Below are 13,599 nucleotides of genomic sequence, written 5' to 3' on the forward strand. Positions count from 1 at the left end.
TGGGTAAAAAGAAAGGGGCAAGGACAATGAGTAGAAAAATGAAGACCATGGACGGCAACACGGCGGCAGCGCATATTTCGTATGCCTTTACCGACGTAGCGGCCATTTTCCCCATCACGCCTTCGTCGAATATGGCGGAGAGCGTAGATGAGTGGGCGGCGCAAGGGCGCAAAAACCTTTTTGGACAGACTGTGCAGGTTGTAGAAATGCAATCCGAAGGCGGCGCGGCTGGTGCGGTGCATGGTTCCTTGCAGTCGGGAGCGTTGACGACGACCTATACGGCGTCCCAAGGCTTGCTCTTGATGATTCCGAACATGTATAAGATTGCTGGTGAATTACTGCCTGGCGTATTTCATGTCAGCGCTCGGGTGGTTGGCGCTAATGCGATCAGCATTTTTGGCGATCACTCTGATGTGATGGCAACCCGTCAGACCGGGTTTGCGATGCTGGCGGAAAGCAGCGTCCAACAGGTCATGGATTTGTCGGCAGTCGCTCATTTGGCGGCCATCAAAGGACGCGTGCCATTCCTGAACTTCTTCGACGGCTTCCGTACGTCTCATGAAGTGCAGAAGGTCGAAATGCTGGAGTATGATGAGCTGGGGAAACTCTTGGATATGGAGGCGGTTAATTCCTTCCGGCGCGGGGCGCTTAACCCGGATCATCCGGTATTGCGCGGCACTGTGCAGAACTCGGATATTTATTTTCAGCAGCGGGAAGTATCCAATGGCTACTGGGAAAAGCTGCCGGAGATTGTTGAAGAATACATGGCGGAAATCAGCAAGCTTACCGGGCGGGAGTATCACTTGTTCAATTACTACGGAGCGCCCGACGCGGAGCGCTTGATCATTGCCATGGGCTCCATGTGCCAGACCGTCGAAGAAGTAGTGGATCATCTGAACGCCAAAGGCGAAAAGGTGGGCCTGCTGAATGTGCATCTGTACCGCCCGTTTTCACTGAAACATTTCTTCCAGCACATTCCGAAGAGCGTTAAGAAAATTGCCGTGCTGGATCGTACCAAGGAATTGGGCGCACCGGCGGAACCGCTGTACTTAGATGTGAAAAGCGCTTTTTACGGTACAGACTGGCAGCCTCTTATCGTCGGCGGCCGTTGCGGCGTAGGCGGCAAGGATGTTACTCCGAAGCACATTATGGGTATCTTTGACAACTTAAAGGCAGCGCAGCCTAAAGATCACTTTACTGTCGGTATTTTAGACGATGTCAGCCATTTATCTTTGCCGGAAGGTGAGGATATCGATACTACTGTGGCTGGAACCAAAGCTTGCAAATTTTGGGGTCTTGGCGCTGATGGCACGGTAGGCGCCAATAAATCTGCGATCAAGATTATTGGCGACAAAACCGATCTGTATGCGCAGGCGTACTTTGCGTATGATTCCAAAAAATCCGGAGGCATCACGGTTTCGCATCTGCGTTTCGGCAGCCAGCCAATCAAGTCTCCCTATTTGATTGATAAAGCTGATTTTATATCCTGTTCCCAACAATCTTATGTTGATAAATACGATTTGCTGGCAGGCCTAAAACCGGGCGGCGCATTCCTTTTGAACACCAACTGGTCTGCAGCGGAACTGGAAACCCATCTGCCGGCGGCGATGAAACGCTACTTGGCGGAGAAAAATATTCGTTTCTATACGATCAACGCTGTAGGTATTGCGCAAGAGCTGGGCCTTGGGGGCCGTTTCAACATGATTATGCAGTCGGCTTTCTTCCAACTGGCGCAGATTATTCCCATTGAAAAAGCCGTGCAGTACTTAAAAGATTCCGTAGTCAGCACCTATGGGAAAAAAGGCAATAAAGTGGTGGGAATGAATCACGCTGCCATCGACAAGGGGATCGCCGGTCTGGTACAGGTGAATGTGCCGGCAAGCTGGAAAAATGCATCATCGGCGGCTCAGAGTGCGCAAACGAATGACGTACCGGCGTTTATTAGCGACGTGCTGGTGCCGATGAACCGTCAGGAAGGAGACAGCTTGCCTGTAAGCGCGTTTCTGCCTCATGTGGATGGTACGTATCCTATGGGAAGCTCGGCTCATGAAAAACGCGGTATTGCCATTAATGTGCCGGAATGGCAGCCAGAAAACTGTATTCAATGTAATCAGTGCTCTTTCGTTTGTCCTCATGCCAGCATTCGTCCCATTCTGGTGAATGAAGCGGAAAAAGCGGCCGCTCCGGCAGGCTTTACCGTTAAAGACGCTGTTGGCGCGAAAGATCTCCATTTCCGTTTGGCTATTTCAACGCAAGATTGCACTGGCTGCGGCAATTGTGAACAAATCTGTCCGGCTAAAGTAAAAGCGCTGCAAATGAAGCCGTTGGCTTCACAGGAATCGCAGGTTGCCCTTTGGGATTATGCGGTGTCGCTGACTCCGAAAAAGAACCCTGCTAATCCCTTTACGGTCAAAGGCAGTCAGTTTGAGCAGCCGCTCCTGGAGTTCTCCGGCGCTTGCGCAGGCTGTCTGGAAACAGGCTATGCCAAACTGGTGACGCAGCTTTATGGTGATCGGCTCATGGTTGCTAACGCTACCGGCTGCTCTTCCGTTTGGGCGGGGAGTACGCCTTCGGTTCCATATACGACCAATCATCGCGGACACGGGCCTGCCTGGGGCAATTCTCTCTTTGAAGACAACGCCGAATACGGTTTGGGCATGGCGTTGGGCGTGAAACAACTGCGTCAGCAATTGGCGCAAAAGGTGGCGGAAGCCGCTGCCTTAGACTTGGGTGAAGAGTGGAAAAAGGCTTGTGCGGACTGGCTGGAACATTACGAGGAAGGCGAAGGCAGCCGGGAACGGGCGGATCGTCTCGGCGCCATGCTGGAAGGCGTAAAGAATCAAAATGAACTCTTGAGCTATTTGCATGAAAACAAGGATTTTCTTGTCAAGCGTTCTCAATGGCTCTTTGGCGGCGACGGCTGGGCCTATGATATCGGTTTTGGCGGTCTGGATCATGTGCTGGCTTCCGGCGAAGACATCAATGTGCTTGTGTTCGACACCGAGGTATATTCCAATACCGGCGGTCAGTCGTCCAAGGCGACGCCAGCGGCGGCTATTGCTAAATTTGCCGCCAGCGGCAAGAAAACCAAGAAGAAAGATTTGGGACTCATTGCGATGAGCTACGGCTATGTGTATGTAGCGCAAATTGCCATGGGCGCAGACAAAAACCAAACGCTCAAAGCCATTGCCGAGGCGGAAGCCTATCCAGGGCCGTCCTTGATTATCGCGTATTCACCGTGCATCAACCATGGACTTAAAGCTGGCATGGGCTGCAGTCAGCTTGAAATCAAAAAAGCGGTGGATTGTGGTTACTGGGCGATGTATCGTTACAATCCGGTCCTCAAGGAAAGCGGCAAAAATCCCTTTGTGCTGGATTCCAAGGAGCCGACGGCGGATTTCCGCGAATTCTTGCTGGGCGAAGTGCGTTATTCGTCTCTCTTAAAGCAGTTTCCTGAACAAGGAGAAGCTTTGTTTGCGAAGACAGAACAAGATGCCAAGGAACGCTTGGCTGTCTACAAACGTTTGGCAAGTCAAAGCGAATAAACAATACGTAAGGCAGTATGCAAAAGCATACTGCCTTACGTATAAGTGCGTACTTGTTTTTAAAGACCCTATTGCTTATGATGAGACCATAGAGTCAATTTGAAAACAAGGGGGATGCGCAGTGATTATTACATCTCAAGACGCGGAACAACGGGGCTTAGAGCAGGTGGCAGATCTAATGTGCGTAGCGGCGCGGACAGCGCCCAAGGCCAAAGGCGTGGATAATTTGGAGACATTGTTGGTTTCCGGTGAAGAAAAGGACCGTCTGTCCGCTGAAATGCGACGCATTGCGGTAGAATCGGGTATGGCCTTTTTTGATCGGGATGCAGGGTGTCTGGAAAAAGCGCCGGTGGTGCTGCTCCTAGGGCAGAAGGTTAAACCCATAGGTGTTAAGCCTTGTGGTTACTGCGGCCATGGCGACTGTGCCACCTGTGCGCAAAACGGCGGCAACTGCGCTATGAGCATCGGCGATTTGGGTATTGCTATCGGTTCGGCGGCGCATGTGGCGTCGGCGCATCATGTAGACAGCCGAGTTATGTTCAGTGCGGGTCGGGCGGCGCTCAATTTGAAGCTGTTTCCGGCAGAAGTAACCATTGCGTACGCCATTCCTCTCAGTGTGAGCGGCAAGAGTCCTTTTTTTGACAGGTAAGGAGCCAGTGATTTACTCGCTGTTCACGCCCAAATAGATCTTTTTCCGTTAAACTTTGTCAGAAATCCTCGGCAGAGCGCCGCTATGCCTTCGTTTTCTTCCTCGTTTAACAAAAAAATCTCTTATTGAGGCGAGGCGCTCATTAAATCATTGGCTCCTTGGAGTTCGCATTTTAGGTAGCGTACTCAGCGAAGTAGCAGCTCCTTGAAGTAGAATTACAAAAAGAAAAGAAGCAAAGCAATCGTTTGCCCAGCGATTGCTTTGCTTTTTTTAAAAATTTTGTGGCCCTCATGCGTACCCTCCGATTACTCCCTTTATTCTTGTTCAATTCCCGGGCCTCTCTGATTTCCTTACTTTCTTTTAATACAGACGGGCAGGAAGCTCTTTTATTTTGCCAGCGTACTCGCTAGAATAAGGAGAGTGGATAATCACAAACGAGGTGTGCATAATGGAAGATTCCTTGTTGCTAAAAATGGCGGAACGCATGAGTATTGCGGCGACGCTGGCTTTTTTACTTTCCCAGACATCGTTGTTGCAGCGGCTAAATTATCGGTCAGTGACCATTTTCGACAAAGTGAAGCTGGCTGTGATTTTCGGATTGATCGGTATTGTCGGTACCTATGCGGGCATTCCGGTGGACGATGCATTAGCCAATTCAAGGGTGGTAGGCGTCATGGCGGCGGGGCTTATTGGCGGGCCTGTCATGGGAGCTGCCGCCGGGCTGATTGCTGGCGGGCATCGGTATTTTTTGTTTGGCGGTTTTTCCGCTTTTTCCTGTGCCCTAGCCAATCTGGTAGAAGGGCTGTTTGCCGGGATGGTGCGCAAATGGTATCCTCATGCGGCGCTGCCTTGGTGGGTGGTACTGGCGAGCGGCGTTGTCGGGGAAGTGCTGCAAATGGCTATTATTTTGCTGACGGCCAGACCGTTCGACATGGCATTGACGTTGGTAGAGCATATTGCATTGCCGATGATAGTGGCTAACTCCATTGGTTTGACTATTTTTATGGCTATTATTCGTATGACTATGGATGTACAGCAGCAAGCTGGCGCGGCGCAGTCGCAAAAAGCGCTGGCGATTGCCGCGGAGACACTGGCTTATTTCCGGAAGGGCTTGGATGAAGCGTCTGCACAAGCGGCCGCTGATATTATCTATGCTACCGGCAGTTATCATGCTGTGGCGGTAACCAATGCTACGGAAGTACTGGCTTTTGTGGGAGATGAAGCGGAACACCATCGGGATCGGCGCCATGAATTAACGAAGGCTACCTTGCGGGTGTTGGATAGCGGCGAAATCTATGTAGCTAGGACGCGCGAAGAAATTGGCTGTCCTTGTGGTATTTGTCGCCTAGAGAGTGCCATTGTAGCGCCGTTGAAGCGGGGCGAGCAAGTAATTGGCAGCTTTAAACTTTACTATACGAATTCCAAGCTTTTAAATCAGTCGGATGTGGTTTTTGCCAAAGGATTGGCGCAGCTTTTTTCAATTCAACTAGAACTGGCGGAAATTGACCGCCAGGCAAAACTGGTAGCTCGGGCAGAGTTGAAAGCGCTGCAGGCGCAAATTAATCCTCATTTTTTATTTAATACGCTCAATACGATTACTTCGCTGATTCGCACCAAGCCCGATCAGGCGAGGGAACTGCTGCAGAAGCTGGGCTCTATTTTTCGCTTTGCTTTGCAAAAAGCGGGGCATGCCATTACCTTGGAAGAAGAGCTGGCGCAGGTGCGGGCGTATTTGGCGATTGAAAAAGCCCGTTATGAGGAAAAATTGTGTATTGAAGAAAATATTGATGAACGCTTAGGCGCTTGTCTAATACCGTCTTTGATTATCCAACCTATTGTTGAAAACGCTGTGGTTCATGGTTTGAAGCCTAAAGTAGAAGGCGGAACCATTTGGCTGGATGTGCAGCAGCGAGGCTCGGATGTGGTTATTGTGATTCGCGATGACGGCGCGGGTATGGATTTGCAGACGTGTCATCCCCTGGAGCAGAATTCAGTGGCGCATATTGGCATGCAGAATGTACATGAGCGTTTACAGGGACAATATGGCGGCTCCTATGGGCTGACCGTACAAAGCGCCCCGGAAGAGGGAACGGTGGTCACCTTGGTGCTGCCGTGCAAGACAAGGAGTGAAGAAGAGCATGCTCAGCAGCATCATTGTGGATGACGAGAGGCCGGCCAGAGACGAACTGTGCTACCTATTGTCGCTGGTTCCAGGCGTAGCGGTGAAGGGAGAAGCGCAAAATGCCGCCGAAGGAATACAGTTGGCGGCCCAGGAGCAACCGGATGTAGTGTTTTTGGATATTAGCATGCGAGATATGGACGGTTTGGCGGCGGCGGCATTGATTCGCAAAGTAGCTCCCGGGACGATGATTGTGTTTGCTACGGCTTATGATGAGTATGCTATCAAAGCCTTTGAATTGGGGGCGGTGGACTATCTTCTTAAGCCTTTTGAGGAAGAGCGGATTCGGCAGACAGTGCAGCGCTTGCAGGCATATCAAAAAGAGGAAAAACATGCGGCAGTAGAGCGGGTTGATGAAGTGCTGGAAGAGGCGAGAATTCAAATTGATAAGCTGCCCGTAGAAAAGAATGGCAGTATTCGTCTTTTGAATTATGGGGAAATTGTCTACGCTTATGCTAAAGCCGGCAATGTGACCGTTGTAACGGCAAAGGATGAAGCCATCTATAACGGAACGTTGTGTGAGCTGGAAGAACGCATGAATGGTACGCACATGATGCGGGTGCATAAAAGCTATGTAGTCAATTTAGATAAGATTCGGGAAGTGGTGCCCTGGTTTAAAGGAACCTATTGGCTAAAGATGGAGCATTATCCAGAAGTAGAAATACCTGTAAGTAAAAGCCAAATTAAAGAACTAAAAATCATTTTGGGCTTAAAATAACTTTATTTCCATTGGCATCCCATAATTTCCATTGGCAAGGCATTTTGTTCTGTTTATACGATATGCGTTTATTTATTGAATTTTGTATCTTATGCTGGAATTGCAGTATTACTAAAATTCAATATTTGGAGGCAAGTTGTATGGTTATGAATGGTTTGTATCTCGTTCTAATCTCGGCATTGGTTTTGAGCCTGTGCTATCGCTTCTATGGTGCCTTCATCGCCGCAAAGGTGCTGGCCTTGGACGGAAAGCGTCCAACACCGGCTGTTGTGCATGAAGACGGTCATGATTATGTGCCCACCAACAAATGGGTGCTCTTTGGACATCATTTTGCCGCTATTGCTGGCGCAGGTCCGTTGGTCGGACCGGTCTTGGCGGCGCAGTTTGGTTATCTGCCGAGCATGTTGTGGATTCTGATTGGCGCCTGTTTGGGCGGCGCGGTTCATGACATGATTATCTTATTTGCTTCGATTCGCCATGACGGTAAATCCATTGCGGAAATCGCCAAAGAAGAAATCGGCCAATCTGCAGGCTTGGCAGCAGCTATCGCCGTTATCTTCATTTTGGTCATTACCATGGCCGGCATGGGGATTGCCGTGGCAAATGCGCTCTTTAACAGTCCTTGGGGTGCTTTTACCGTAGGGGCTACCATCCCGATAGCTCTTTTCATTGGTGTTTACATGCGTTACCTGCGTCCCGGCCACATCGGCGAAGCATCTTTCGTTGGCGTGGTTCTGGTGATTGCGGCGGTTGTAGGCGGTGCTTGGATTCAGCATTCTTCATGGGCTCCTTTCTTCACACTAAGCCGCGTGCAACTGGATATCATTTTACCGCTGTATGGTTTTGTGGCCGCCGCACTTCCTGTATGGCTGCTGTTGGCGCCTCGAGACTACTTGAGCACCTACATGAAAATCGGCACTATTGGTGCGTTGGCCTTGGGGATTATCATTGTGCAGCCGCAGATTCATATGCCTGCAGTGACTTCGTTCATCAGCGGCGGCGGCCCGGTTGTGCCTGGCCCGGTTTGGCCTTTTGTCTGCATTACCGTAGCTTGCGGCGCTATTTCCGGTTTCCACTCGGTTATTGCGACCGGTACGACACCAAAAATGCTGACCAATGAAAGTGAAATCCTGCCTATCGGCTTTGGTGCCATGCTGGCGGAATCTTTTATCAGCGTCATGGCTTTGATTGCTGCAACCAGCTTGATTCCTGCGGATTATTTTGCAATTAACAGCGTGCCCGAAGCGTTTGCGAAATTAGGTATGAACGTCCAAGAACTGCCTATGCTTTCGCAAATGGTAGGAGAAAATGTGGCTGGCCGTCCCGGCGGTGCTGTTTCGCTGGCGGTGGGCATGGCCCATATTTTCTCGCAAATTCCTGGTTTGGGCGAATTTATGTCCTTCCTCTATCACTTTGCCATTATGTTTGAAGCCCTCTTTATTTTGACGATCATTGATGCCGGCACTCGTGTTGGCCGATACCTGCTGCAAGAAGTAGGAGGCATGATTTACAAGCCGTTGGGAGACGCCAACTGGACACCCGGCGTTGTCTTCACAAGCGCACTGATTTCCTTTGCTTGGGGTTACTTGATTTTTGGCGGCTCGATTGCCTCCATTTGGCCTCTTTTTGGTCTTTCCAATCAGCTTTTGGCTAGTATGGCGTTGGCTATCGGCACGACGATGCTGCTTCGTATGGGCAAAGCCAAATACGCCTGGGTTACCCTGGCGCCGCTTTGCTTCATGCTGGTGACGGCGGTAACCGCTGGCTTCTATAACATCTTTGAGTTCTACCTGCCTAAAGGGCAGTTGCTGTTGGCGGGGGCCAGCGTGGTCATGATGTTCCTCATTGTCTTTGTCATTGTGGACTCTGTTAAAGTATGGCGGTCTATTTTGAAAGATACGCAAAAGAACTTGAAACAAGCCATGTAAGGTAAACGAAAAAATGTCCCTGGAAACGGCAGTAAGCCAGCTCCGGGGACGTTTTGTTTCCATGCCGGAATTTGTAAAAGGAACCGCGAAATACACTTCCTGTTGTCTCTTGTACGCTAGAGAGAGATTTGCTACAATAAGAATACAACGGATAATGATTATGAAATACTATCTTTGAGATTTTTGCTATCGCGAGTTGAAAAACGGAGGACGACTATGCTGACTTTTACAGAACCGGCCCGCTCTTTGGCTCGGGAAAAGAAGAAACCTGTCTATCTGGAAATGGCGCCGATTATCAATGAATGCTGTTTTGCTATGAGAGAGAGTCCGGCAGTGCGTTTTGGCGAACCTAGGGATAAAAGCTTGTATCAACTGGCTTCCATTGAAGGCTTGTCCGTATATGTACCCAAGGAACTGCCCGATATTCCGCTGAAGATCAACGTGCGCAATATTTTGGGTTGGAAAACCTTATTTGTAGAAGGTTGGAAGCTGGCGTAAGGTTTATATTAAAAATAAAGAACCGCTTTGCCTCGCTTAAAGGGGAAAGCGGTTCTTCTTACTTTTTCTTGCTGTTTTGTTGCTGCTTGCGCGCTTGTTCCGCTTGGCGGCTAGCAAAGAATTGAGTGCTTTTTTTAGCGGCCAGCTGATTTTTATAGCTGCTTTTGTCGGAAATTTTGCCCATGATCATACCTCCTATTGATTCTGTTTCTATTGTAGCATGAATCAATAGACATGTGGGGAGAGAAGTTTGTTGTGAGTTCCATATAACAAAAAAAGCATAAAAACATAAAAATGTTGACATGTGTGTAAATGTAGATTATAGTAAGGCTGTGGCAAAACTGGAAAATTTCATACGTAAATGTAATGAGGGAGAACTCTTGCTTTTATGTCGTTTCAGAGAACCGGCGGGTGGTGCGAGCCGGCAACGAAGGAAACAGGATCGTCGCTCCTGAACAGCAACGCTGAAACCGCAGGGAGTAGGCCGCGCCGGTCTCGGCTTTCTTTAGAAAGTGCAGCCGTTAACCTGCTAGGGTTGTTGGACCCGATGAGAGACAGATGATTTCATCTGTGAAAAAGGGTGGTACCGCGAGAGTAGCCTCTTGCCCCTTTGAGTCTTGGACTTGAAGGAGGCAGGAGGCTTTTTGTTTTGCCTGAATAGCGGTTGCGTACATAAAAAACAGGAGGAGAATGAACATGAAAATTTTAGAAATGCTGGCGCGTGGAATTTGCAAAGGAATGCCGTTGTGGGTGGTGATTTTTTCAGCGCTGGCTTTTTTTCAGCCGGCGCCCTTTAAGGCAATTGGTCCCTACATTTCCTATATGTTGGGGATTATCATGTTGGGGATGGGGCTGACCATGTCCTTAGAGGATTTTCGCTTGGTTTTTACAAGGCCTAAAGATGTCTTTTTCGGCGTGTTTTTTCGCTATTTGATTATGCCGATCGTTGGCGTCAGTATTGCCTATGCGCTGGAACTGCCGCCGGCGCTGGCGGCGGGGATGGTTCTTTTGGGAGCTTGCCCCAGTGGTACGGGGTCCAACGTGATGACGTATCTGTCCAAAGGCGATACCGCTCTTTCCGTGACGGTGTCCAGTGTAAATACTATTTTAGCACCGGTACTGACGACCTACTTGTTTTCCTTATTGGCGGGCGGCTTGATTCCTATTGACCTTTGGGGGCTATTTCTGGATAGCGTCAAAATCGTACTAGTACCCGTTGGGCTAGGTGTTTTTTTGCATACCATTGCGCCCAGTGCGGTCAACAAGATGACCAAAGTGGTTCCTGCAGTATCGGTTATCTTTATTGTGGCAATTATTGCTTCAGTTGTGGCATTAAATGCGTCGAAGATGGCGACGATGGCTTTAATCATCTGTGCTGCTGTGTGTATCCATAACGTGGTAGGATTATTGTTGGGATACACCGCCGGTCGCGCCGTGGGGATGCCTGAGAAAAAATCGCGCGCCATTACCTTTGAAATTGGTATGGAAAATTCCGGCTTGGCCGTGGCCTTGGCGTTGGCCCATTTAGATCCTATGGCGGCGCTGCCGGGGGCGTTAATGAGCGTTTGGGAATACATTATCGGTAGCTTATTAGCGGGATATTGGGCCAGTAAGCCAGTGGAAGAAGAGGCGGAGCAAGAACTGGCGGCGTAGCAGGAGCTGTCTGGTAAATGCAGAATAAAGCTATGGTTGGTTAACTCCGACTATAGCTTTATTTTATTGGGAGGTTTTTTCGTGAGCAGTTATTGGCGAATTGTGTCGACTCTTTTGCAGGAGGCGAAGAGCTGATGCGATATTTTCATGTAGATGTTTTTGCAGATAAGCCTCTGCAAGGTAATGGCTTGGCAGTGTTTTTTCCGCCGGAAGCTGGAATTGAAGACGGTGGTTTACTTGCTATGGCGCAGGAGTTTAAACAATTTGAAACCATCTTTTTATATCCGCAGGCGCCAGGAAGGGCGCGAGCGCGCATTTTTACGGTGGAGGAAGAGCTGGCTTTTGCAGGGCATCCGGTGTTAGGGGCGGCAGCGGTTTTGCATGAACTCCATTATCCAAGAGAGGAGCAGGCGGAGTTGCAGATTGTGTTGCCTGAAAGCGAGGTTGTTCTGCGTTCCACACGCCTTGCGACGTCGTTTCGAGTGGAAATGGAGCTGGAGAAGACGCACTTCGGTCATTCTCTTTCAGCGGATGAAGCGAAAGTAGTAGCTGCGGCTTTGCAGTTACAGCCGGACGATTTGCACGCAGCATATCCGCTGGAGGTGGCGTCTAACGGACTGCCGTACTTGTTGGTGCCAGTGCGGCAGCATCTGGAGGAAGCAAGAATTGTAGCGCCGGACTTTGCAGAACTCTTGGCTTTATGGGGGGCGAAGTTCGTATATGTGTTTCAGCCGGAGACGCTGGAGGCGCGCACCTGGGATAATCAGGGGTTGGTGGAAGATGTGGCTACCGGAAGCGCGGCAGGGCCTTTATATTCATATCTTGTGCGCCATGGACGCTGCCGTAAAGGCGAACGCATTACTATCAGCCAAGGGCGGCAAGTGGGCCGTCCCAGTCGGATCTATGGTTGGGTGGCAGAGGATGACAGGGTGACCATCCAAGGAGAAGTAGTCTTTTTTGCCGAGGGAATGTTGGCTGCGAGTGTTGCAGAGCGTTTTGCTAGGAGTGAGGCAGCAGGAGGGAAAGCATGAAGGCTCTTTGGAAAAAACCGCTGCGCTTATTTGCGTTGGCAATGGCTGTGATAGGCGTTTTTATCATCGGAATCTCTGGGTACGTAGGCTGGAATTTGACCCACCCTCCGCGCAAAGCGCTGCAGACAACGCCGGCGGTAGTTGGCTTGTCCTATGAGCCGGTGAGCTTTGTCAGCCGCCAAGATGGTTTGGATTTGCAGGGGTGGCTGCTTAGAGCGCCGGAAAACCGCTTGACCGTAATCTGCTCGCACGGGTATCGGCAAAATCGCGAGCAGGCGGATGTGCCGCTGTTGCCGCTGGCGAAGGTGTTGGTAGAGCACGGCATGAACGTGCTGCTTTTCGACTATCGCAATAGCGGCGAATCGGCGGGGCAGATGACTTCCGTGGGGCAGTACGAAGTAAGAGACCTGCTGGGGGCGGTGGACTACGTGCACAGCCGCCAAGACTTGAATCCCAAGGTGGCGCTCTTAGGATTTTCCATGGGCGCCGCAACGGCTATTCTGGCGGGAGCGGCGGAGCCATCGATTGCGGCGGTAGTTGCTGATGCGCCTTTTGCAGACTTGACCCGGTATTTAGAGACGAATTTTTCGGTATGGACGGGATTGCCGGCCGTGCCCTTTAATCGGACGATCTTGGCGGTAACTCCTATCTTAACGGGATTGCAGCCGGAAAAAGTAAGTCCTGTACAGGTTGTGGGAGAGTTTGCCGGACGACCGCTGCTCTTAATTCACGGCGAGGCGGATGAGGATATTGCGCCGGAGAATAGTTGGGAATTGCAGCAGGCGTATCCGGCGGCGGAGCTGATGCTTGTAGCTGGGGCGCGCCATGTGAAAAGCTACCAGCAGGAGCCGATGCATTATGAAGCGGCGCTTTTAAATTTTTTGCGAAAAGTGGAGATTGCCCATTGACTTAGAGCGCGCTCTAAGGTGTACTATGAGTGTCGGGAGTATCTTGCAGGCATGCGGAGGAAGCGGGATGAATTACACTATCAAGCAGGTGGCTGAGCAATTTTCTATTTCAGCGCATACCTTGCGATATTATGAAAAAGAAGGGCTGTTGCCGCTGGTGATGCGGGATGAAAACGGAAATCGCCTTTTCGGCGAGGCGGATTTGGAATGGCTGGTGCTGATTCGTTGTTTGCGTGATACCGGTATGTCTGTGGGGGAGATTAAAGCGTATGTAGCTCTTTGTCAGCAAGGAGATGCTACCATTTTTCAACGACGCGAAATAATTGCGCAGCATAAACGGGATGTAGAGAAAAAAATCTGCCGCATGCAGGAATACCTGACTCGAATTGACCGGAAACTGCAAGGGTATGACGCGTTTATCGCTGGAGAAAGCTCCTGCGTTTGTCAGCCTGTGCACAGCGCGGCTGGAGATTAAAAAATAATAGTAGGA

11 protein-coding genes are annotated in these 13,599 nt (G+C 50.2%); 10 read left to right on the plus strand and 1 reads right to left on the minus strand.

Features of this window, described 5'->3' with window-relative positions; genetic code table 11:
* Nucleotides 1-26: 26 nt before the first annotated feature.
* The 6 genes from nifJ to C508_RS0111245 all read left to right on the plus strand — a co-directional run bounded on the left by nifJ (nucleotide 27) and on the right by C508_RS0111245 (nucleotide 9,517).
* Complete coding sequence (gene nifJ, locus C508_RS0111220; protein ID WP_018703663.1) at nucleotides 27-3,545, plus strand: pyruvate:ferredoxin (flavodoxin) oxidoreductase; 3,519 nt, start codon at nucleotides 27-29, stop codon at nucleotides 3,543-3,545.
* 121 nt (nucleotides 3,546-3,666) lie between these two features.
* The gene (locus C508_RS0111225) at nucleotides 3,667-4,194 is read left to right on the plus strand and encodes a ferredoxin domain-containing protein (protein WP_018703664.1); all 528 of its coding nucleotides are present in this window, start codon (nucleotides 3,667-3,669) and stop codon (nucleotides 4,192-4,194) included.
* Nucleotides 4,195-4,642: 448 nt separating this feature from the next.
* Nucleotides 4,643-6,358 (plus strand): LytS/YhcK type 5TM receptor domain-containing protein, encoded by a 1,716-nt coding sequence (locus C508_RS18415; protein WP_018703665.1) that lies wholly within the window; start codon nucleotides 4,643-4,645, stop codon nucleotides 6,356-6,358.
* Entirely contained in the window at nucleotides 6,333-7,091 is a 759-nt protein-coding gene (locus C508_RS0111235; RefSeq protein WP_018703666.1) for a LytR/AlgR family response regulator transcription factor, read from the plus strand. Before C508_RS18415 ends, C508_RS0111235 begins: the two co-directional genes overlap by 26 nt.
* A 146-nt stretch (nucleotides 7,092-7,237) precedes the next feature.
* Complete coding sequence (locus tag C508_RS0111240) at nucleotides 7,238-9,019, plus strand: carbon starvation CstA family protein (protein WP_039797337.1); 1,782 nt, start codon at nucleotides 7,238-7,240, stop codon at nucleotides 9,017-9,019.
* Nucleotides 9,020-9,235: 216 nt separating this feature from the next.
* Nucleotides 9,236-9,517, plus strand: coding sequence for a CC/Se motif family (seleno)protein (locus C508_RS0111245; protein ID WP_018703668.1), 282 nt, complete (start codon nucleotides 9,236-9,238; stop codon nucleotides 9,515-9,517).
* Between the two features lie 58 nt (nucleotides 9,518-9,575).
* On the opposite strand, the gene C508_RS20845 is transcribed toward C508_RS0111245, so the two are convergent.
* Nucleotides 9,576-9,701 (minus strand): hypothetical protein, encoded by a 126-nt coding sequence (locus C508_RS20845; protein WP_018703669.1) that lies wholly within the window; start codon nucleotides 9,699-9,701, stop codon nucleotides 9,576-9,578.
* Nucleotides 9,702-10,213: 512 nt separating this feature from the next.
* On the opposite strand from C508_RS20845, the gene C508_RS0111255 reads away from it, so the two are divergent.
* The 4 genes from C508_RS0111255 (at nucleotide 10,214) to C508_RS0111270 (ending at nucleotide 13,584) form a co-directional block, all read left to right on the plus strand.
* Nucleotides 10,214-11,170: a bile acid:sodium symporter family protein gene (locus C508_RS0111255; RefSeq protein ID WP_018703670.1), complete on the plus strand. Its 957-nt coding sequence runs from the start codon at nucleotides 10,214-10,216 to the stop codon at nucleotides 11,168-11,170.
* Between the two features lie 134 nt (nucleotides 11,171-11,304).
* On the plus strand, nucleotides 11,305-12,201 hold the full coding sequence (locus C508_RS18420; protein WP_018703671.1) for a PhzF family phenazine biosynthesis protein: 897 nt from the start codon (nucleotides 11,305-11,307) through the stop codon (nucleotides 12,199-12,201).
* A complete protein-coding gene (locus C508_RS18425; protein ID WP_018703672.1) occupies nucleotides 12,198-13,109 on the plus strand; it encodes an alpha/beta hydrolase in 912 nt (303 codons plus the stop codon). Before C508_RS18420 ends, C508_RS18425 begins: the two co-directional genes overlap by 4 nt.
* A gap of 67 nt (nucleotides 13,110-13,176) precedes the next feature.
* A complete protein-coding gene (locus tag C508_RS0111270; RefSeq protein WP_018703673.1) occupies nucleotides 13,177-13,584 on the plus strand; it encodes a MerR family transcriptional regulator in 408 nt (135 codons plus the stop codon).
* The last annotated feature ends 15 nt before the right edge of the window (nucleotides 13,585-13,599 follow it).

The organism is Anaeromusa acidaminophila DSM 3853 (assembly GCF_000374545.1).
Classification (GTDB): Bacteria; Bacillota; Negativicutes; order Anaeromusales; family Anaeromusaceae; genus Anaeromusa; species Anaeromusa acidaminophila.

Excerpts from the sequence above, each read along its gene's own strand:
- nifJ (WP_018703663.1), top strand. The coding sequence starts at position 27 with ATGAGTAGAAAAATGAAGACCATGGACGGCAACACGGCGGCAGCGCAT.
- C508_RS18415 (WP_018703665.1), top strand. The coding sequence starts at position 4,643 with ATGGAAGATTCCTTGTTGCTAAAAATGGCGGAACGCATGAGTATTGCG.
- C508_RS0111235 (WP_018703666.1), top strand. The coding sequence starts at position 6,333 with ATGCTCAGCAGCATCATTGTGGATGACGAGAGGCCGGCCAGAGACGAA.
- C508_RS0111240 (WP_039797337.1), top strand. The coding sequence starts at position 7,238 with ATGAATGGTTTGTATCTCGTTCTAATCTCGGCATTGGTTTTGAGCCTG.
- C508_RS0111245 (WP_018703668.1), top strand. The coding sequence starts at position 9,236 with ATGCTGACTTTTACAGAACCGGCCCGCTCTTTGGCTCGGGAAAAGAAG.
- C508_RS20845 (WP_018703669.1), bottom strand. The coding sequence starts at position 9,701 with ATGGGCAAAATTTCCGACAAAAGCAGCTATAAAAATCAGCTGGCCGCT.
- C508_RS0111255 (WP_018703670.1), top strand. The coding sequence starts at position 10,214 with ATGAAAATTTTAGAAATGCTGGCGCGTGGAATTTGCAAAGGAATGCCG.
- C508_RS18420 (WP_018703671.1), top strand. The coding sequence starts at position 11,305 with ATGCGATATTTTCATGTAGATGTTTTTGCAGATAAGCCTCTGCAAGGT.
- C508_RS18425 (WP_018703672.1), top strand. The coding sequence starts at position 12,198 with ATGAAGGCTCTTTGGAAAAAACCGCTGCGCTTATTTGCGTTGGCAATG.
- C508_RS0111270 (WP_018703673.1), top strand. The coding sequence starts at position 13,177 with ATGAATTACACTATCAAGCAGGTGGCTGAGCAATTTTCTATTTCAGCG.